The organism is Arthrobacter sp. Br18, from assembly GCF_000520555.1.
Taxonomy (GTDB): Bacteria; Actinomycetota; Actinomycetes; order Actinomycetales; family Micrococcaceae; genus Arthrobacter_D.
On record NZ_KI914890.1, the window covers coordinates 116,309 to 135,519 of the forward strand.

The window sequence follows — 19,211 nt, forward strand, 5'->3', positions numbered from 1 at the left end:
GCGCGAACGCAGCGTGCCTTCGGTACCGGATATTGCGGACATAAAACAGCAGCTTTCCATCAGCTGGAAATCAGCGTATATCTTTTGAACCCTGAATACTAAAGAGTTCAGATCGCCAGATTAGCCGAAACACTCATGAGGATAACCACGGCGATAAACAGGACCAGGAATGCCAGATCCAACGAGACTCCGCCCAGGCGGAGCGGCGGGATGAGTCGCCGAAGCGCCCGGATCGGTGGGTCGGTGACGGTGTAGACGCCTGTCGCCAGGACGAGCGCCCACTTCCTGGGCCTCCACCCGCGTGCGAACATCTGGACGGCGTCGTACACGATCCGGATGATGAGCGCGAGTTGAAACAGCATCAACACGAGGTAGACGAGGGCAAATACCAAACTCACAGAGAAGTTCCAGTCCTTTGGGCCTTACAGGGGTGCGGCAAGTCCGGAAAATCCGCGGGATCAGCTCTGGTTGAAGAAACTGGTCTGCGCCTCACTGGCTTTCTGGTCTTCGCCTAGGACCTCAATATACGACGGCGACAGCAGGAACACCTTATTGGTGACCCTTTCGATGCTTCCGTGGAGCCCGAAAACCAGGCCGGCAGAGAAATCGACGAGGCGCTTGGCATCGGATTCCCCCATGTCCGTCACGTTCATGATCACCGGGATACCGTCGCGAAAGCTTTCGCCGATGACCTTCGCGTCGTTGTAGGAACGGGGATGGACCGTGGTGATCTGCCGGAGGGACGATGCGTCCTCCCTTGCGGAGTGCGCACGCTTGATCGGCGTCACCGGAGCACGGTACTCGTCGCTGGAGACGCTTCGTGCCGCGGGGGCCGCCTCAAGGTGCCGTTCTTCACGATCGTAGTCCACTGCATACTCCTCGTTCCTGCTCTGCGCATTTCGCGATTCCGGCTCATAGTGCTCGTCACCATCGGCAAGCCCAAGGTAAATCATCGTCTTGCGCAGTGCGCCAGCCATGGTAACTCCTGTCATCTCGTAATGTGGAACGATCATCGGTACCGACCCGGTCACCCCGCCGTTGTAGCTCAGACGCTACCGCACGGGCGGTCTCGGACCGAGCACATCAGAACCAATCCGGAGGTGTGTCGCCCCGGCGGCGATGGCCGCTTCGAGGTCGGCGCTCATGCCTGCCGACACTCCGGTTGCACGGGCATCCACCGTCCGTACCTCGGCCGCGATGTCCTCCAGCCGGTGGAAGGCGGCCAGTGGGTCGGTGCCCAGCGGAGCGACGGCCATGACTCCTGCGAGGCCCAGTCCCCGGGCCTCGGAAATCCGGGTGGCGAGTTCCCGGACCTGCCCCGGCAAGGCCCCTCCCCGGGCGTCGGTTGCGGCTTCCCCGAGATTGACCTGCACAAAACAGGAAAGCGCCTGCCTGGGCGCCTCGCCCCGGTGGTCGCGGTGCTCGTTCTCCGCCGTCCACGCTTTCGCAAGCGCGTCCACCAGGACCACCCTGTCGACCGAATGAACGACGTCGGCGTACCGCACCACCGATTTGGCCTTGTTCGTCTGCAACTGGCCGATGAAGTGCCACCGCAGGCCAGCCCCGGCGGTTTCGGCAGCTTTGGCCACCGCCTCCTGGTCCCGGTTCTCTCCGACGTCGGTGATCCCGAGGCCGGCGAGGATCCGCACATCGGACGCCGGGAAATACTTGGTGACGACGATCAGGGCAGGCTCCGTACGGGAGGCCTGAGCCGAGGCGGCCGTGATCCGCTGCCTCACCGCGGTCAGACGGGTGCGCAGCTCCGCCTGCCGGCGCTCGGGATCCGCGGTCTCCACCCCGGTCACGCCCGCCACACGAGCCCGGCGAACCGGCCCGCCCCCGGTTCACGCCGATGGGAGAAAAGCCGGCGGTTCTCCAGCGTGCAGGAGGACTCCGACAGCGCGCAATCCCTGGACAGCACGTCGACACCGAGCTCGTCGAGCTGGCCGGCGACGGCGGCGCGCAGGTCGAGCGACGGCGTGCCATGGCGTGTGGTGGCCCTGGCGGACGGCACCACGGCCGACACCTCGTCCCTCATCGACGCCGGGACCTCGTAGCATTCCCCGCACACGGACGGTCCGATCCACGCGTCGATCTCCGTCACGCCCTGCTGCCGCAATCGCAGCACCGTCCTGCCGGCGATTCCATCGAGCGTCCCCTGCCGACCGGCATGCACCACCGCTGTTGCCCGGCCGCGCCGGTCCGCCAGCACGACCGGCACGCAGTCGGCCACCAGAACGGCCAGCGGAACGGAACCGTCCGCGGACACCATGGCGTCGGCGGCCGGCGCAACAGTGGCAGGCGCAGCATCAGCCGGTGCAGCAGCGGCCGGTCCGACGTCGGCGACCACGCTGGAATGCGTCTGGTTCATGAAGCGCAGGCTTCCGGGGAGCACTCCCAGCGAGGCCTCAAGGGCGCGCCGGGAGTGCAGGGCGGCTTCCGGATCACCCCCCACGGAGAGGGCAAGGTTGCCCGCGGCCGCACTCGTGAATGCCACGTGCAGCCCCGGTCGCACCTCCTCCCGCCAGAAGAACACTGTGCCGGACGTCCCTATTTGAGGAAGTCGGGCACGTCGAGGTCATCGGAGCGGCCTGCGGACAGGTCCTGCTCCACGACGGCCGGCAGATCGACGTCGAATCCCGCGTCCGCCGGAACAGCCTGTCCGTTCGAACGCTGCTGCGACCAGGCACCCAGCCCTGCGGAAGCGGGAGCAGCTGCGCGGCGGCTTTCCCCTCCGACAGTGGGCGCCGACGCAGGCTTGAGGGTGGGAGCTGTCGGCTGGGAGGTGACGTCCACCTGATCGAATCCGGCGGCAATGACGGTCACCCGGGCTTCATCTCCGAGCGCATCGTCGATGACTGCACCGAAGATGATGTTCGCCTCGGGGTGCGCAACCTCCTGGACGAGCCGCGCTGCCTCGTTGATCTCGAACAGGCCGAGATCGGAGCCGCCCTGGATGGACAGCAGCACGCCGTGCGCCCCGTCGATCGATGCCTCGAGCAGCGGCGATGCGATGGCGAGTTCCGCAGCCTTGACCGCACGGTCCTCACCGCGGGCCGAACCGATGCCCATGAGCGCTGAGCCCGCACCCTGCATCACCGACTTCACGTCCGCGAAGTCGAGGTTGATCAGGCCGGGCGTGGTGATGAGGTCGGTGATGCCCTGGACTCCGGACAACAGGACCTGGTCCGCGGACCGGAAGGCGTCGAGCATGGAGACGTTGCGGTCGCTGATCGACAGCAGCCGGTCGTTCGGGATCACGATGAGGGTGTCGACCTCCTCGCGGAGGGTATCGATGCCGGATTCCGCCTGGTTGGACCGGCGGCGCCCTTCGAAGGTGAAGGGCCGGGTGACGACGCCGATGGTCAGCGCCCCGAGCGACCGCGCGATGCGGGCCACGACGGGCGCACCTCCCGTGCCGGTTCCGCCGCCCTCTCCGGCGGTGACGAAGACCATGTCCGCGCCGCGGAGGACTTCCTCGATCTCCTCCGAATGGTCCTCGGCAGCGCGCCGCCCCACCTCCGGGTCGGCTCCTGCACCCAGGCCGCGGGTCAGTTCGCGGCCGACGTCGAGCTTGACATCGGCGTCGCTCATCAGCAGCGCCTGCGCGTCGGTATTGATCGCAATGAACTCCACCCCGCGGAGCCCCACCTCGATCATCCGGTTGATGGCATTCACGCCACCGCCGCCGATGCCGACGACCTTGATGACGGCCAAGTAATTCTGCGGTGCTGCCACGTCCTGTGTCCCTTGTTCGAATCTCTACGCTGTATGGGGTTCATCCGGTCGGAACCGGACCTCGCTCAACGTTAACCTTCAGGATGAAAGTTAACGTTATGTCAAGTAACTTCTATCTTGACGCTATGGGCACCGGGCCGCTGTTGCAATGACATCCGCCGCGTGTCGTCCCGATTACGGGAAATCATTCCACTGCGTCATCTCGTGACCGGCCGATCCGGCGTACTGACGTCGAACTCCTTCACCGGCGGATCCGCCGGCGGCATGGCGAGGAGCGCGGTCAGCACCCGTGCCTTCGCCGCATTGCGCTCAGCGCTCCCCCAGAAGATCTTCTGGTCCCCCGACAGGGAGAGCTGGATGGAGTCCGGACTCGACGCCGAGGCGTGGTCCAGCCGTGCGAGGACACCGGCAGGAAGCTCCGCCAGCACCGCAGCGAGGGCGGGGAAGACGTCGGAATCGACCGCCGCGGTTCCGCCGTCGATCAGTGGGAGCTGCACCGCATCCCGACCCGCTACCGAGCCCAACTGCCGGCCCGCCGAGTCGAGCAGGACGTACCCGTTGGTGTCCTGCACGATGGCGACGGGTGTCCGCTCGGTGATGCTGACCAGAAGCTTCGACGGAGGCTCCGCCGCAACGCTGATGTCCTCGATGGGCGCCTTGTCCTTCAGGAGGTCCCGGACCCGGTCGTCGGAGATCTGCGTCAGCGGCACCCCGACGAGAGGTGCAAGGGCGGCATTCACCTCCTCGGTGGGAACCAGTGAGTTCCCCCGCACCTCGAGTTCCTTCAGCGCAAGCGCCGGGGAGAACAGGAGGAAGGCGAGCAGGCCGGCGAGAGCCAGGATCGCGAGGGACACCAGAATCAGCGCGTAGCGGCGGCGGCGTTTCCGTGGCGGCTCGGGAAAGTCGAGGACGGTGGCCGAGGGGTCCTGGAGCACCGACACGCGGCTGGAGTTGGTTCGGGTCCCTCCTCCGGCCACTGCGCTGCTGCCGGCCGGAGTACCCGGTTTCCTAGGCCCCATGGGTAGCTCCGGCTCCGGTGGCTTCACCGGCGCACAGCCGTTCGACGAGCTGCGGTCCGTACACGGTGACGTCGCCTGCCCCGACTGTCAGGATGATGTCGCCCGTCCGGGCGCGCGAGGTCAGCGCCTGCAGGGCAGCACCCGGGCTTTCCTCGTAGCTGCCGGCGGGTCCCATCCGGTCGGCGATGAGCCAGCCGCCCACGCCCGGCACCGGATCTTCCCGCGCAGCGTAGACCGGAAGGATCACGGTGGAATCCGCCAGGCCGAGGGCGTCAGCGAAGCCTGCGGCGAATTCACTGGTTCTCGAATAGAGGTGAGGCTGGAACAGGACGTGGACCGCGTACTCCCCTGCCACGGTGCGCGCGGCGGTGAGGGCGGCTGCGACTTCGGTGGGATGGTGGGCGTAGTCGTCGAAAACTCGGACGCCCCGGCCGCCGCCACGGGCCTCGAAGCGGCGCGCCGCGCCTGAGAAGAGCGCAAGGTGGGCGGCAGCCACCGCGGGATCCACGCCGAGTTCGAGGGCGACGGCGAAGGCGGCAGCAGCGTTGAGGATGTTGTGCCGCCCGGGGACACCGAGCTGGAGCTCCTGCTGCGCGTCGAGGCCGTCGACGACGAAGGACAGGATGCTGTTGGTGGTGCTGCCGAGGGCGCGCGTCGCCTCGATCCGGATGTCCGCTTCGGCCGCGTACCCGTAGGTGCGGACCCGTCGGCCCTGCCCGGTTCCTGCGATGACCTGAGCCGCACCGGGATCATCCGCGCACGCCACGAGCAGCCCGCCGTCAGGGACCAGCTCGGCGAATTGGCGGAAGACTGCCGTCACCGCCTCGGCCGTGCCGTAATGGTCGAGGTGATCGGCCTCGACGTTGGTGACGACGGCGATGGTCGGCACGTAGTTGAGGAAGGAGCCATCGGACTCGTCCGCCTCGGCCACGAAGATGTCCCCTCCGGTCCACTGCGCATTGACGCCGAGCGCCGCGACGTCGCCGCCGATGGCGAACGAGGGCGCGCGCCCGGCGCCCTGGAGCATCACGGTGATCATCGCGGTCGTCGTCGTTTTTCCATGCGTGCCGGCGACGGCAACCACCTGCCGGCCCGCCATCGCCGCGGCCAGTGCCTCCGACCGGTGGATGACCGGAACACCGCGCCGCTGCGCGTCCACCAGCTCGGGGTTGTCCGCCCGGATCGCCGAGGAAACCACGACGGTCCCCGCGTCGCCGAGGTGGGCGGCGTCGTGTCCCACGAACACATCGGCACCCAGTGAGGCGAGGGAAGCCAGCACCCTGGAGTCCGCGGCGTCCGATCCCGTGACGCGAAGTCCCTGTCCCAGCAGCACCCGCGCGACAGCCGACATCCCGGCTCCGCCGAGCCCGATGAAGTGGACCGGTTCGGCGAGGCGGCCCCGATGTCCGCCGTGATCCTGGACCGGATTCATGCGTTCAGCGCTCATGCGTTCCGCCCGGCCGCTTCGATCACGAGCGCTGCGACGCGCCGGTCGGCGTCGCGCACGCCCTGGGCCGCGGCCGCTGCGCCCATCGCGGCGAGTGCAGCGGAATCCGTGAGCAGGGACGTCACGGTGGCGGCCAGCCATTGAGCGGTCAGCTCGGCGTCGTCGATCAGCAGCGCCCCGCCGGCAGACACCAGGGATGCGGCGTTGAGGCGCTGTTCACCGTTGCCGTGGGACAGCGGCACCAGGATCGAGGGAAGCCCGACAGCGCTCAGTTCGCACACCGTTGCCGCGCCGGCCCGTGCGAGCAGGAGGTCCGCTGCGGCGTAGACACGTTCCATGCCGTCCACGTAGTCGAGCTGGTGGTAGCCGGGGAGCGCCAGGGCGCTGCCGTCGGCGGCGAGGACCTGCTTTCCGCGCCCGGTGATGTGAAGCACCTGCAGCCCGGTCCCCACGAGTGCGGGTGCAGCGGCGGCCACTGCACGGTTGATGCTGGCGGCGCCGGAGGATCCGCCCGTGACGATCAGGGTGGGCCGGGCGGGGTCGAGTCCCAGGCCCCGGCGCGCGTCCTCGCGGTCCCTGGCCCGGTCGAGCCCCGAGATCTCCGGGCGCATGGGCATGCCGACCCATCGGGCCTTCGGAAGTCCTGCGTCCTTGAACGCCACGGCCACCGTGGTGGCGATACGCGCTCCGAGCCGGTTGGCCATCCCGGGGCGCGCATTCGCCTCGTGGATGACGATGGGAACGCGGCGACGCCAGGCCGCCAGGTAGACGGGAGCGGACACATATCCGCCGACCCCGACGACGACATCGGCGCCTGCCGAGTCGAGAATGCGCAGTGCCTGGCGCACGGCCCGCAGCAGGCGGAACGGAAGTTTGAGGAGATCGGAGGACGGGCGCCTCGGCATCGGCACGCGGTCGATGGTTTCCAGTTCGAAACCTGACGCCGGGACCAGTCGGGTTTCCATCCCCGACTCGGTGCCCACCACGAGGATCCGCGCGCCGGGCTCCTGCTCGGCAATGGAGTGGGCGATGGCGAGCAGGGGGCTGATGTGGCCCGCTGTGCCACCGCCCGCGAGGACGGCGGAGAGCGGTCTGCTGCGTGTCATCGTGTGTCGGGTTCTCTTTCGGCGAGGGCGGTGGAGGCGGACCGGTCAGGTACGGCCCCGGGGACTTTGGGGCTCTTGCGGGCGAAGGACAAGAGCACCCCGACGGCGGCGAGAGTGAACGTCAACGCCGACCCGCCGTAGGAGATAAAGGGCAGCGGCACTCCGATCACGGGCAGCAGTCCGGTGACCATGCCGATGTTCACGAACGCCTGCCCGATCAGCCACACGAGGATCGATCCCATCAGGATGCGGACGAAAGGGTCCGTGTAGCGCATGGCCACCCGGATGGTGGCGACCGCCAGGATGCCGAACAGGGTGACCACGAGCATTGCGCCGATCAGACCGAACTCCTCACCGATGATCGCGAAGATGAAGTCGTTGTGGGCTTCAGGAATCCAGTTCCATTTCTGCCGGCTCTGGCCGATACCCACCCCGAACCACCCGCCGGACGCCATCGCGAACAACCCGTTGTCCGCCTGCAGGCACAGATCCGCGCCGTTGTCGCAGTTGAGCCGCAACCAAGCGTTGATGCGTCCGCCGCGGTTGTCGCTCGTCACCACCAGGAGCAGCACCCCGACGCTGCCGGCGATGCCGGCCATCGTGAACATCTTCAACGGCGCTCCTGCGAAGAACAGCGCCGCGGCCAGGATCATCATGAGGATCATGCCGGTGCCGAGATCCCCGCCGAGCAGCACGAGCACGATCGGGAGGCCTCCGATCGGCAGCGCGGGGACCACCGCATGCTTCCAGTTCCGGATCAGTGCCTTCTTGCGCTCGAGCACCGTCGCGAACCACAGCGCAAGCGCCAGCTTCGTGGGCTCGGAGGGCTGGAAACTCTGGTTCCCGATCCGGATCCAGTTCTGGTTGCCGTTGATGTTCTCGCCGATCGCCAGGACCAGGACGAGCAGGACGAGAGCCGCCCCGAGCCCCGGCCACGCGAGCACGCGGTAGGCTTTCGGCCCGAGCCGGGACAGGATGAGCATCAGCACGACCCCGGCGGTCGCCCACACCGCCTGCTTGAGAAAGAGGCCGAATTCGTCCTCGCCGTCCGAGATCGCTTCGACCGATGAGGCGGAGAGGACCATCAGGAGACCGATCGCCGTCAGGGCAAGCGCGGTCCCGAGGATGAGGTAGTAGCTGGATCCGCTCGGCGCACGGCCTGTGCCCTCCAGGAGGGTCCAGACTTTCTGAAGACCGCTCGCGGGGTTGGTTCCTGCCGATTGGGTCCGTGCGGGTCGCTCTGCCGGTGATGCTCCGGACGCCGGCGACCGGTGTCCGCCCGGCCTGGTGGGCGTGGTGACCATCTACAATTCCTCCGAGGTATTCGCCTGCCCCTCCAGGACCGCACGCACTGCCTCCACAAAGGCGGTGCCCCTGTGGGCGTAGGAGGAGAACTGGTCCATTGATGCGGCAGCCGGTGCCATCAGGACGGTGTCGCCGTCCCCCGCGAGCCGTGCGGCTTCGGCAACTGCCTGATCCATGACGCTGCGGCCGTAGTCCGAACCCGCTGGGGTGCCCGGGGACTGTCCCTTCCCAGTGTGCCCGGTGCCGGAAGTGATCACCGGAACATCGGGAGCGTGTCGGTGGAGGGCTTCCCGAAGGTCGGTGACGTCCTCACCGATCAGAATGACGGCCTTCAGCCGCCGGGCATGGGCAGCCACCAGGTCGTCGTACCGGACCCCTTTGGAAAGGCCCCCGGCCACCCAGATGACGGAGGAGAAGGCGGCGAGCGAAGCGGCAGCGGCGTGCGGGTTCGTCGCTTTGGAATCATTGATCCACAGCACGCCGGCCTCGTTGGCGACGACCTGGATGCGGTGCTCCCCCGGCCGGTAGGCCCGGATACCCTCGCGGACGGCCGCGGGCGACACTCCTGCCGCCCGCACGAGTGCGGCGGCGGCAAGGGCGTTGGCCACCAGGTGGCGTGGGACGACGTCGCCGAGTTCGCGCACCGAGGCGAGCTCCGCAGCAGAGTCCTTCCGCTGCTCGATGAACGCCCGGTCCACCATCAGGTCCTCCACCACGCCGAGCATGCTCACCGCAGGGGTCCCGGTGGTGAAACCGACGGCCCGGCATCCCTGGAGCACGTCGGCGTTCTCCACCATCACCTCGGTGTCGCGCTGGTCGACGTTGTAGATGCACGCAACTTTCGTGCGCTCGTACACTTTGGCCTTCGCCGCCGCGTACGCATCGTAGCCGCCGTGCCAGTCCACATGGTCCTCGGCGATATTCAGGCAGACGCTCGCAAGCGGCTCCAGCGAATCCGACCAGTGCAGCTGGAAACTCGAGAGTTCGACAGCAAGGAAGTCGAAGCCCTGCGGATCCCGGATGACGTCAAGGATCGGCGTCCCCACATTGCCTGCCGCCACGGCGCGCTTGCCCGCGGCGAGCAGCATCGACTCGGTGAGTCCCACCGTCGTCGTCTTGCCGTTGGTTCCGGTGATGGTCAGCCACTCCGCCGTCGGGCGTCCTTCCCGGATCCGCACGCGCCACGCGAGCTCCACGTCGCCCCAGATGGGGATGCCACGCGCCGCAGCGTCGGCGAGCAGGGGCTGGGCCGGGCTCCAGCCGGGCGAGGTGACAACGACGTCGGGCGCCTCACCGTGAACCAGCGGCACCGCCAGGGTGTGCCCGCTGCCCAGCAGGACGCTCCCGGCGCCGACGATCCGCAGCGTGTCCGCTTTTGCCCGGTTCTCGGGAGAATCAAGTCCGTCGACCACCACGACGTCGGCGCCGAGCTCGAGCAGGGTGTCGGCGGCCGAGAACCCGGAGGCTCCGATGCCGGCCACCACTGCCCGGAGACCGCGCCAGGGCGCGTCCCAGGTGGTGAGGCCGGCAAGTCTGCCGGCCTGTTGCGTGGGGCGCGGGGTCGGTGTATCAGTCACCCCACGACCCATTCCGCGTAGAAAATGCCGAGTCCCGCGGCGACGAAGAGCCCGGCGAGGATCCAGAAGCGCACCACGACCGTGACTTCGAGCCACCCCTTGAGCTCGAAGTGGTGCTGGAGCGGTGCCATGAGGAACACCCGCTTGCCTCCGGTGAGCTTGAAATAACCCACCTGGATGATCACCGAGAGGGTGATGATCACGAAGAGACCGGCCAGGATGACCAGCAGCAGTTCGGTCCGCGAGAGAATCGCGAAACCGGCGATCGCCCCGCCGAGCGCGAGGGACCCGGTGTCACCCATGAAGATCTTCGCCGGCGAGGTGTTCCACCACAGGAAGCCCACCAGTGCACCGCAGAGTGCGCCCGCCAGTAGGGCAAGATCCAGCGGATCGCGCACCTCGTAGCAGACGTCGCCGACCACGCGGGAGGAACCGCAGCTCTGGTTGGACTGCCAGATTCCCATCAGCATGTAGGCGCCGAATACCAGGATCGACGCTCCGGCTGCCAGGCCGTCGAGGCCGTCGGTGAGGTTGACGCCGTTGGAGGTTCCCGTGATGATCAGGTTCGCCCACAGGACGAACAGTATTGCTCCGCCCACCGTGCCGGCGAAGGCGAAATCGAAGGAGGTGTCCCGGATGAAGGAGACCGCGGTGGAGCCGGGCGTCCGGCCCTCGTCGTTGGGGAACTGGAGTGCCAGGACGCCGAAAAGGATTCCGACGGTGGTCTGGCCCGCGATCTTCGCCGGGGCGCTCAGCCCGAGGCTCCGCTGCTTCGAGATCTTGATGTAGTCGTCGAAGAATCCCACCAGGCCCATGCCCGCCATGAGCAGCAGGAGGAGCAGTCCGGAGGCGGTGGGCCCGTTCGAGGCGCCCATCATCCCCATGGCGAGGTGCGTGAGGAAATAGGCGAGCAGCACGGCGCCGACGATCACCGCTCCGCCCATGGTGGGCGTGCCGCGCTTCGTGTGGTGGGCGGTGGGCCCGTCATCCCGGATGAACTGTCCGTAGCCCCTGCTGACGAGGAGCTTGATGTACAGGGGGGTTCCGAGGAACCCGATGACGAGGGCGGTCGCCGCTCCGATCAGTATGGCGATCACGGGTGCGTCCCGCTTCCGGGCTGCACCGGAGTGGACGCGGCCACTCCGCTGGAGGCGAAGCTGTCACCGAGGAAACGCAGCCCGGCGCCGTTCGAGGATTTGAAGAGCACGAGGTCCCCGGGCCTCACCTCCGCGCGGAGGATGTCCTCCGCCGCTGCAGCGTCCGGCACGTGGAGGGCTTCGTCACCCCAGGAGCCCTCGAGCACCGCGCCGTTGAAGAGCGCGCGGGCGTTGTCGCCCACCACGATCAGCTTGGAGATGTTCAACCTGACCACCACACGCCCCAGCAGGTCGTGTTCCTCGATCGACCGCTCACCCAGTTCCAGCATCTCGCCCAGGACGGCCCACGTGCGTCGCCGGCCTCCGCCGAGCTCGGCCAGGGTCCGCAGCGCAGCCCTCATGGATTCAGGGTTGGCGTTGTAGGCGTCGTTGATGACGGTGACGCCGTCGGCGCGCTCGGTGCGCTCCATCCGCCACCGGCTCGCCGGCTGCTGTGTGCGCAGGGCCTCGGCGATGCGCCCGCCCGGCACTCCGACCGCCCAGCCGACCGCCGCGGCGGCGAGCAGGTTCGTGACCTGGTGAAGACCGAGCAGCGGTGAGGTGACCGCATGGGCTTCACCGTTGGGCAGGATGACTGTGAAGTCGGGATGTCCCGCGGCGGTCGTGGTGCTGTCCCGGGCGGTGAGGATCCCGCCGTCGTCGGCCCGGAAGTCGGTGGACGACGTGAAGTACAGCTTTCCTGCGGAGGTGCGGGTCCGCATGGCCGCGACACGCTCGTCGTCGGCGTTGAAGACGGCGGTGGCTCCGGCGGGTAGCGCTTCGAAGAGCTCGCCCTTCGCCGCGGCGATGTTCTCCACACCGCCGAATTCGCCCGCGTGGGCTGATCCGACGCCGAGGACGACGCCGATATCGGGCTGGACGAGCTCCGCCAGGTAGCGGATGTGTCCGGGCTTGGTGGCTCCCATCTCGATGATGAGGTACCTCGTATCCAGTCCTGCCCGGAAGACCGTCAGCGGCACCCCGACCTCTCCGTTGAAGGATCCGTTCGGAGCGACGGTGGGCGCTTCCGCTCCCAGCATGCCGGCCAGCAGGTCCTTCGTGGTGGTCTTGCCGGCCGAGCCGGTGATCCCGATGACGGTCAGCGGGCCGGCGGCCCGGATCCGGCGCACCGCTTCCGCGGCGAGGGCACCCATGGCCAGCACCGCGTCGGGAACGAGAACGGCGGGAAAGTCGGTGCCGTCCTCCGTGGCCGAGACGGGGCGTTCCGCCAGTACGAGGACGGCACCGCGACCATGGGCCTGCGGAACGAAGAGGTGGCCGTCCGAGCTTTCGCCGGGCTTGGCGATGAACAGGCTGCCCGCCGTGCACTCGCGGGAATCCGTGGCTGCGGAGGTGACGGTGAGGGAGGGATTTTCCTGTGCGGAGCTGGAAAGGTAGCCTCCGGTGATTGCCGCGATCTCGGCTGCGCTGAATTCAATCATGACGGTTCAGGATTCTATCCCCGGCTGCACGAGCACAGAGAATCCGTGCCTTGTCAACGCGGCTGCCAGTTCGACTCGGTCGTCGAGGGAGTGGTTGATGCCCTTGACCTCCTGCCATACTTCGTGGCCCCGGCCCGCGACGACGATGGTGTCCCTGGAGCTTGCCAGTGCCGCGGCGCGCTCGATTGCCGCCGCGCGCGGGAACACCTCGAGGACTTCGGTCGCCAGGGAGCCCTCGCGGACGGCTGCGGCGGCCCCGGACAGGACGCCCGCGCGGATGACGGCGTCGTCCTCGTCGTGCGGGTCGTCGTCGGTGACGATGACGACGTCGGCCAGCCGTGCTGCCACCGCGCCCATGACAGGGCGCTTCGTCTCGTCCCGCTGGCCCGTGGCCCCGAAGACCACGATCAGGCGTGCGTTCTCGCGACGCACCGAGGACAGGGTGCGCTCCAGTGCGTCCGGGTTATGGGCGAAGTCGACGATGCCTGCGGGGTGGTCGCTGATCACCTGCATGCGCCCCGGGACTGGAACAGTGAAGGGGTCGGAGTGGTCGGCGGCACGCTGCACCTCGCCGGCGGGCACGCCCGACGCCATCACCATGACCGCCGCCAGGGCTGCGTTGGAGACGTTGAAGGTTCCCGGCAGGCCGCACCGCAGGGACAGCGGAACGCCGTCGGGCCCGGTGACGGTGAAGGCATGGCCGAGTCCGGCCGGAACGATACCGCCCACCCGCCAGTCGGCACCCGCGCCGTCTCCGGTGTTCCCGCCGCCGGTCCAGAGGGTGGTGACCGGAGGTGCTGCTTCCCGGGCCAGCCGCTGCCCCCACTCGTCATCGACCGTCACGACCCTGGCCCCTGCCCGCGCGGGATCGAACAGTTGGGCCTTCACCGAGAAATACCCCTCCATGTCGCCGTGCAGGTCGAGATGGTCCTGGGTGAGGTTGGTGAAACCTGCGACGTCGAAGCCCACCCCGTCCACGCGGCCGAATTCGAGGGCGTGGGAGGACACCTCCATGGCCGCCGCTTCCAGCTTCCGCTCCCTCATGAGGGCCAGGAGGGAGTGCACCTGGGGCGACTCGGGGGTGGTGAGCAAGCTGGGGATGGGGTCGCCCCCCGCTAGGATCTCGATGGTTCCGATCAGGCCCGTGGTGCGGCCCAGCGCTCGGAGCAGGGAGTTGAGGAAGTAGGTCGTCGTGGTCTTGCCGTTGGTCCCGGTCACTCCGAACAGCACTGGACGCCCGACACCCTCGGGCTGGCTCCGGAAGACCAGCCGGGACAGCGGTCCCACCAGCGCCCGTGGATCGGCCGTGCTGAACACCGGCACACCGTCGAGGTCTGCGGTTCCGATGAGCGCGGCGCCGACCGCGTCAGTGAGGACGGCGGCGGCTCCCCGCGCCACGGCGCGGCCGGCGAATTCGGCGCCGTGGCGGCGGGCGCCCGGCAACGCGGCGTAGAGGTCACCCGCCAGGACGGAGCGCGAGTCGAGCGCAACGCCCGTCAGGGCCACGTCCGCCCGGCCTGACGCGAAAACCGGTTCCGCATCGTAGCGGACCTCGGGCAGCCCCGCGGGCAGTTCCCGCAGGACGCGCAGGAACGGGACGGGTTCCACGCTGCGGGGTCTCATGACGTCGGAACTCCCGGGCGTCGTGGTGATAGGCACTATTCTGGCTCTCCCGGGTCAGTATTCGACCGGATAGGTGTCCGGCTTGCGTGTGGAGGGCGCCACATTGTTCGAGTTCAGGACCTGTTTCATGACTTTCTGGAAGGAATAGCCCGGAACCAGGTAGTAAAGATCACCCTTCGGCCGCTGGAGCGTGACCACCACTACGTACTCGGGATCTTCGATGGGTGCCATTCCGGCATAGGAAAGAGTGTAGCCGTCGTACCCGCCGTTGGGCCCGGGGGCCTCTGCCGTGCCGGTCTTGGAGCCCACCCGGTACTGCTCGAGCGCACCGGTCTGGCCTGAGCCATCCACCGTCACGGTTTCGAGCATCTTCTGCAGTTCGGAGGACGTCTTCTCGGAGACTACTTCGGTGCCCTCATCCTGCGGAACGACGTGCTCGGTCCCGTCCGGGTCGATGTAGGCGTCCACCAGCCGCGGCTCCAGCTTCACGCCGTCGTTGGCGACTGCCTGATAGACCATGGCCGTGTGGAGTGCCGTCTGGGCGAGCCCCTGGCCGAAAAGCACCGTGTACTGCTGGCGGTCGTCCCAGTCCCCCGGCTGGGCGAGGATGCCGCTGGACTCCTGGCTGAGGCCGGTGTTGAGCTTCTGGCCGATCCCGAACTTCTTCAGCCAGTCGTAACGCTCCTGCTTCGTGAGCTGCTCGCCGATCTTGACAGTGCCGGTGTTCATCGACTTGGCGAAGATTCCCGCTGCTGTGCGCCGTTCCGTTCCGTGCTCGAAGGCATCCTTGAAGGTCTGGTTGTCCACCGTGTAGGTGTTGTCCAGCTCGAATTCCGAGGTGGGCTCGATGATGCCCTCCTCGAGCGCCGCCGCCATCGTGATGAGCTTGGTGGTCGAGCCGGGCTCGACGGCGGCACTGACCGAGCGCGGCTGGCGGTCCTCGGGCGAGGTGGCACCGGGGAAGTTCGGATCGGGCGTGGTGGACTCGGCCATGGCGCGGATGGCCCCGGTCTTGGCCTCGACCACCACGATGTTTCCCCACTCGGCGTCGTACTCCTCGACCTGGGACGCGATGGTCTGCTGGGCGAACCACTGGAGGTCCTGGTCGATGGTCAGCCTCACCGACTGGCCGTCGACGGCGGGGACGTCCTCGTTCGTCGCATACGGAATCCGGATTCCGTCACCGCCGATCTCGAAGGTCTTGCTGCCGGGATCCCCGTCCAGCTGATCGGACAGGGCGAGCTCCAGGCCCTCGCGGGCCTCTCCATCGGACCCGACATAACCGACGATCGACCCGGCCACCTGGCCGGCGGGATAGGTCCGCACACTCGTCTGGTCTGCATAGACACCGGGTATGCCGACCTCGAGGGCCTTGTTCTTCACTTCGGGTGTGACCGACTGCACCACGTAGTTGAAGATCTTGTCCCCCACGATGGAGTCCTCGAGAGTTCCGGCATCGATTCCGAGGACCTCCGAAAGTTCCCGGAAGCCCTGCTCGAGGGGGATGGTTTCACGTCCGCTCCCGTCGGCAAGAGGTCGCGTGAAGGTATCGCCGGTGCTCAGTGTCTGGTCCACGACGATGTCGAACCGTTCGACGCTGCGTGCAAAATGCTTGCCGTTGGTATCGAGGATCGACCCCCGGACCGGTTGCACGGCAGTGGTGGTCAGGCGCTTGGACAGTCCGGCCTGTGCCATGCCGTTCAGGTCAAGTGCCTGCAGCTGGAACAGTCGAACACCGAGCACCATGAGCAGGACAAGGACGAAAGCCAGGCCGAGTCGCAGCCGTTTCGATCCGAGGGCCACGCGCATTGCATCCTGGCCTCCGGTTGTTGGGTGGGCCACAGAAGATTCCTTGTCAGTCGGCACGAACAGTAGGGGCGAGGTGGCGGGCTACCCGTCTGTTGCGGCCTGCTCCGGACCGGGGATGGTGCCGCCGGGTGCTTCAGTTCCAGTCTGGGCCGCAGTGTCCGGCTTCGCGTCCAACTGGAGATCGGAGTGTGGAGCCGGGATGAGGGCACGCGGCCCATCGGTTTTCGTGGCGGCCTCCGGAGTGCCTGTCACCTTCAGGGAATCTATCTCGATCGAGCCGAAGGTCGGGGATGCGACCATGCCGAGTTCCGTTGCCGCGGCGGCGAGGTTCTGCGGGGCCTCCCGGTTCTCGATCTTCTGTTCGAGGGCCTGGTTCTCCTGGCTTAGGGCAATCTGCTGCCCCCGGAGCTGAACCAGCTCGTACTGGGTGCCGGACACTGAGATGTTGAGCATGAGAACCGTGACCAGCGCGGCCACCAGTGCCACGAAGCTGAACACCACGAAGGGAATCCGGCGCTTCGCCGGCCGCGCCGGCACGACCGACAGCGGGGTGCGCGTGCGGGGAGCCGGTGCACCCGCCGGACGCGGCCCGGCGGGATGTGGTGTCGACAGTACCCGACTTCCGGAGAGCGCCCGGCTACCGGCCGGTGCATGGTAGGAGTGGGTCTTCTCCGCGATCAATGCCTGGCTCAATTTTTCTTCCTGTCCACGGGGCGTTCCCGAATTCGTTCAACTGCCCGGAGCTTCGCTGACGCAGCCCTCGGATTCTCTTCGACTTCGAGCTTTGTCGGCGCCTCCGTGCCACGCGTCAACGACCGGAGATACGCCTTGTGCCGCTCAAGCTCCACGGGGAAACCCGGCGGAGCCGAGGATCTCGAACCGGCGGCGAAAGCGGACTTCACGATGCGGTCCTCGAGCGAGTGGTAGGACAGAACGACGATGCGCCCTCCAGGCCGCACCGCGTCGATCGCCTCGGGGACGGCCCGCGACAGCACGGCGAGTTCCTCGTTGACCTCGATCCGTAGGGCCTGGAAGGTTCGTTTGGCGGGATGCCCTCCGGTGCGGGCGGCAGCCGCGGGGACAACGCTCCGAATGGCCGTGACGAGCTGTCCGGTGGTCTCCAGGGCGGCCTCACTCCGTGCCGCGACGATCGCCGAGGCGATCCGGCCGGCGAACTTCTCCTCGCCCCAGGAACGGATGATGCGGAGGAGTTCCTCCTGGGAGTAGGTATTGACGATCTCGGCGGCAGTGACACCCCTGGTGGTATCCATGCGCATGTCCAGGGGTGCGTCATAGGAGTAGGCGAATCCCCTCTCGCGCTCGTCGAGTTGCAGCGAGGACACGCCCAGATCGAAAAGGAACCCGTCTGCAGCGGGAATTCCGAGGTCGGCCAGGATGTCGTCGATCTCGTCATAGATCGCATGAACCAGGTCGGTCCGGTCGGCGAAGGCCTCGAGCCTCTCCCCCGCGAGCCGCAATGCCTCGGTGTCCCGGTCGATACCCACCAGGTGCGCGGTCGGAAACTCGGAGAGCATCGCCTCGGCATGGCCGCCCATTCCCAGGGTCGCGTCGACGAGGACAGGGCGGCGGCCTGCTTCCCGTGCCGATGCAACCGCAGGTGCCAGGAGGGATACGCAGCGATCGCGCAGTACCGGCACGTGCCGTTCACCGGTGGGGCGGTCTTCGCTCACGCACCTTCTCCTTCCTGCATCAGTTGAATTGACGTGCCGGGCTGTTGGACGGGCATCCGGGCGGCCCCGGGCCCGGCTTCTTGGATCAGATCCCCATCCGGCCGGATGAACCGCCGCCTGGCTCCGGGGAAGTGGAGCCAGGTGGTGCGGTCTAGCCGACGGGTGGAGATCTCATCCAAGAACATCCGGGCCGCGTGGTGCCTAGATGATCCCGGGCAAAGCATCCTCATCCGTCTCGGAGAATGCTGTTTCTTTCTCTTCGAGGTAGCGATCCCAGGCTCCCGCGTCCCAGATCTCCGCGCGGTTTCCCGCCCCGATGACCGCAAGTTCCCGGTCCAGCCCCGCATAGGCGCGCAGCACGGGCGGAATGGTGATTCGCCCCTGCTTGTCCGGGAGTTCATCCGAAGCGCCCGACAGGAAGACGCGGACGTAATCCCTGGCCTGGCGGGATGAGATCGGAGCCGCGCGCATTTCCTCGTGGACCTTCTCGAATTCGCTTGCGCTAAAAACATAGATGCAGCGCTCCTGCCCTCGCGTGAGGACAAGTCCGGGGGCCAGCTCGTCGCGGAATTTTGCCGGCAGGATCAGCCTGCCCTTCTCATCGAGGCGAGGTGAATGTGTCCCCAGGAACATCCCTACCGCCTGTCCGAATCCGTGTGCGCCATCACTTTGCTCTTATATTCCCCACTTTACTCCACAAACCCCCACCGTCAACGCGGCCAGGCCTCCCCGGCGCGTCGTTTCAGGGTCCCTTCCCCGCCATTCCGGGGCACGGCAGTGGGGAGTGAAGTGGAGGGAGATTCCGGTTCAGGTGCTTAAAGGCAAAAGACCCGCCGAAGCGGGTCTTTTGCGTTCTGTTGTGCCGAATTGATACTGCGGTGTCCGGCGCAGGAGCTTTCGCCGACGCCTTACGGCTGGTCCCGTTTGCGCTCGTCCCACTTGTCTTCAAGAGTCGTCATGAAGCCGCTCTTTCCAGCGGAGGCCGGCTTCACGGGGCGCCCGGCGGTCGGGCCACCCTCGATCGATTTCGGCTTCGTGGTTGCGAAGTAGACGCCGGCGCCCATCACCAGGAAGCCGGCCACCCCCAGAAGGATGAACTGCTGGGAGATCCCCGCGAGCAGCACCAGGATTCCGGCGATGGTGATGAGCGATCCGATGACCACCCGCCGCGTCGACATCGACCCGCGTGTATTGGACGCCATGGAATGCGCGAATTTGGGATCGTCGGCGTGTAGTTGTTGTTCGAGCTGATCAAGCAGCCTCTGCTCGTGTTCCGAGAGTGCCATGATCGCCTCCTTGCTGTCAGTGCCAACGTTCA

At 67.3% G+C, this 19,211-nt stretch carries 18 protein-coding genes; all 18 read right to left on the reverse strand.

The genetic code is table 11. The features are described from left to right. Positions 1-107 precede the first annotated feature (107 nt). Positions 108-398, reverse strand: coding sequence for a YggT family protein (locus Y704_RS0115755; RefSeq protein ID WP_026550826.1), 291 nt, complete (start codon positions 396-398; stop codon positions 108-110). A 60-nt stretch (positions 399-458) separates the two neighbouring features. Then, the gene (gene sepF / locus Y704_RS0115760) at positions 459-977 is read right to left on the reverse strand and encodes a cell division protein SepF (protein WP_026550827.1); all 519 of its coding nucleotides are present in this window, start codon (positions 975-977) and stop codon (positions 459-461) included. A 75-nt stretch (positions 978-1,052) separates the two neighbouring features. Next, entirely contained in the window at positions 1,053-1,805 is a 753-nt protein-coding gene (locus Y704_RS0115765) for a YggS family pyridoxal phosphate-dependent enzyme (RefSeq protein WP_026550828.1), read from the reverse strand. Beyond that, positions 1,802-2,497: a purine nucleoside phosphorylase YfiH/LACC1 family protein gene (locus Y704_RS0115770; RefSeq protein WP_343212853.1), complete on the reverse strand. Its 696-nt coding sequence runs from the start codon at positions 2,495-2,497 to the stop codon at positions 1,802-1,804. Before Y704_RS0115770 ends, Y704_RS0115765 begins: the two co-directional genes overlap by 4 nt. A 53-nt stretch (positions 2,498-2,550) precedes the next feature. Continuing rightward, positions 2,551-3,738 carry a cell division protein FtsZ gene (ftsZ, locus tag Y704_RS0115775; RefSeq protein WP_026550830.1) on the reverse strand — a complete coding sequence of 396 codons (1,188 nt, stop codon included), beginning with the start codon at positions 3,736-3,738 and terminating at the stop codon, positions 2,551-2,553. A 197-nt stretch (positions 3,739-3,935) separates the two neighbouring features. Continuing rightward, a complete protein-coding gene (locus tag Y704_RS21960; protein ID WP_162149422.1) occupies positions 3,936-4,679 on the reverse strand; it encodes a cell division protein FtsQ/DivIB in 744 nt (247 codons plus the stop codon). Between the two features lie 67 nt (positions 4,680-4,746). Further along, on the reverse strand, positions 4,747-6,189 hold the full coding sequence (gene murC / locus Y704_RS21965) for a UDP-N-acetylmuramate--L-alanine ligase (protein ID WP_051477240.1): 1,443 nt from the start codon (positions 6,187-6,189) through the stop codon (positions 4,747-4,749). A gap of 11 nt (positions 6,190-6,200) precedes the next feature. Further along, positions 6,201-7,310, reverse strand: a complete 1,110-nt coding sequence (gene murG, locus Y704_RS0115790; RefSeq protein ID WP_026550831.1) for an undecaprenyldiphospho-muramoylpentapeptide beta-N-acetylglucosaminyltransferase — start codon at positions 7,308-7,310, stop codon at positions 6,201-6,203. Beyond that, positions 7,307-8,614, reverse strand: coding sequence for a putative lipid II flippase FtsW (ftsW, locus tag Y704_RS21970; RefSeq protein WP_051477225.1), 1,308 nt, complete (start codon positions 8,612-8,614; stop codon positions 7,307-7,309). Before ftsW ends, murG begins: the two co-directional genes overlap by 4 nt. Further along, complete coding sequence (murD, locus tag Y704_RS0115800) at positions 8,615-10,192, reverse strand: UDP-N-acetylmuramoyl-L-alanine--D-glutamate ligase (RefSeq protein WP_026550832.1); 1,578 nt, start codon at positions 10,190-10,192, stop codon at positions 8,615-8,617. It lies immediately after the preceding gene. Then, entirely contained in the window at positions 10,189-11,289 is a 1,101-nt protein-coding gene (gene mraY / locus Y704_RS0115805; RefSeq protein ID WP_026550833.1) for a phospho-N-acetylmuramoyl-pentapeptide-transferase, read from the reverse strand. The genes murD and mraY overlap by 4 nt, the downstream gene beginning before the upstream one ends. After that, complete coding sequence (gene murF, locus Y704_RS0115810) at positions 11,286-12,770, reverse strand: UDP-N-acetylmuramoyl-tripeptide--D-alanyl-D-alanine ligase (protein ID WP_026550834.1); 1,485 nt, start codon at positions 12,768-12,770, stop codon at positions 11,286-11,288. Before murF ends, mraY begins: the two co-directional genes overlap by 4 nt. Positions 12,771-12,776: 6 nt before the next feature. After that, entirely contained in the window at positions 12,777-14,393 is a 1,617-nt protein-coding gene (locus Y704_RS0115815; RefSeq protein ID WP_035773115.1) for a UDP-N-acetylmuramoyl-L-alanyl-D-glutamate--2,6-diaminopimelate ligase, read from the reverse strand. 54 nt (positions 14,394-14,447) lie between these two features. Next, the gene (locus tag Y704_RS0115820; RefSeq protein ID WP_253904371.1) at positions 14,448-16,235 is read right to left on the reverse strand and encodes a peptidoglycan D,D-transpeptidase FtsI family protein; all 1,788 of its coding nucleotides are present in this window, start codon (positions 16,233-16,235) and stop codon (positions 14,448-14,450) included. Positions 16,236-16,283: 48 nt separating this feature from the next. After that, positions 16,284-16,895 (reverse strand): cell division protein FtsL, encoded by a 612-nt coding sequence (locus Y704_RS21975; RefSeq protein WP_051477230.1) that lies wholly within the window; start codon positions 16,893-16,895, stop codon positions 16,284-16,286. Further along, complete coding sequence (rsmH, locus tag Y704_RS0115830; RefSeq protein WP_026550837.1) at positions 16,892-17,893, reverse strand: 16S rRNA (cytosine(1402)-N(4))-methyltransferase RsmH; 1,002 nt, start codon at positions 17,891-17,893, stop codon at positions 16,892-16,894. Before rsmH ends, Y704_RS21975 begins: the two co-directional genes overlap by 4 nt. A gap of 201 nt (positions 17,894-18,094) precedes the next feature. After that, on the reverse strand, positions 18,095-18,526 hold the full coding sequence (gene mraZ, locus Y704_RS0115840) for a division/cell wall cluster transcriptional repressor MraZ (RefSeq protein ID WP_026550839.1): 432 nt from the start codon (positions 18,524-18,526) through the stop codon (positions 18,095-18,097). Positions 18,527-18,801: 275 nt separating this feature from the next. Further along, the gene (locus Y704_RS0115845) at positions 18,802-19,179 is read right to left on the reverse strand and encodes a DUF3040 domain-containing protein (protein WP_026550840.1); all 378 of its coding nucleotides are present in this window, start codon (positions 19,177-19,179) and stop codon (positions 18,802-18,804) included. Between the last annotated feature and the right edge of the window lie 32 nt (positions 19,180-19,211).

Bases quoted from the DNA above. Each gene is read 5' to 3' on its own strand.
- mraZ (WP_026550839.1), bottom strand. From the start codon at position 18,526: ATGTTCCTGGGGACACATTCACCTCGCCTCGATGAGAAGGGCAGGCTG.
- murC (WP_051477240.1), bottom strand. From the start codon at position 6,189: ATGAATCCGGTCCAGGATCACGGCGGACATCGGGGCCGCCTCGCCGAA.
- sepF (WP_026550827.1), bottom strand. From the start codon at position 977: ATGGCTGGCGCACTGCGCAAGACGATGATTTACCTTGGGCTTGCCGAT.
- murG (WP_026550831.1), bottom strand. From the start codon at position 7,310: ATGACACGCAGCAGACCGCTCTCCGCCGTCCTCGCGGGCGGTGGCACA.
- Y704_RS0115815 (WP_035773115.1), bottom strand. From the start codon at position 14,393: ATGAGACCCCGCAGCGTGGAACCCGTCCCGTTCCTGCGCGTCCTGCGG.
- ftsW (WP_051477225.1), bottom strand. From the start codon at position 8,614: ATGGTCACCACGCCCACCAGGCCGGGCGGACACCGGTCGCCGGCGTCC.
- Y704_RS0115845 (WP_026550840.1), bottom strand. From the start codon at position 19,179: ATGGCACTCTCGGAACACGAGCAGAGGCTGCTTGATCAGCTCGAACAA.
- murF (WP_026550834.1), bottom strand. From the start codon at position 12,770: ATGATTGAATTCAGCGCAGCCGAGATCGCGGCAATCACCGGAGGCTAC.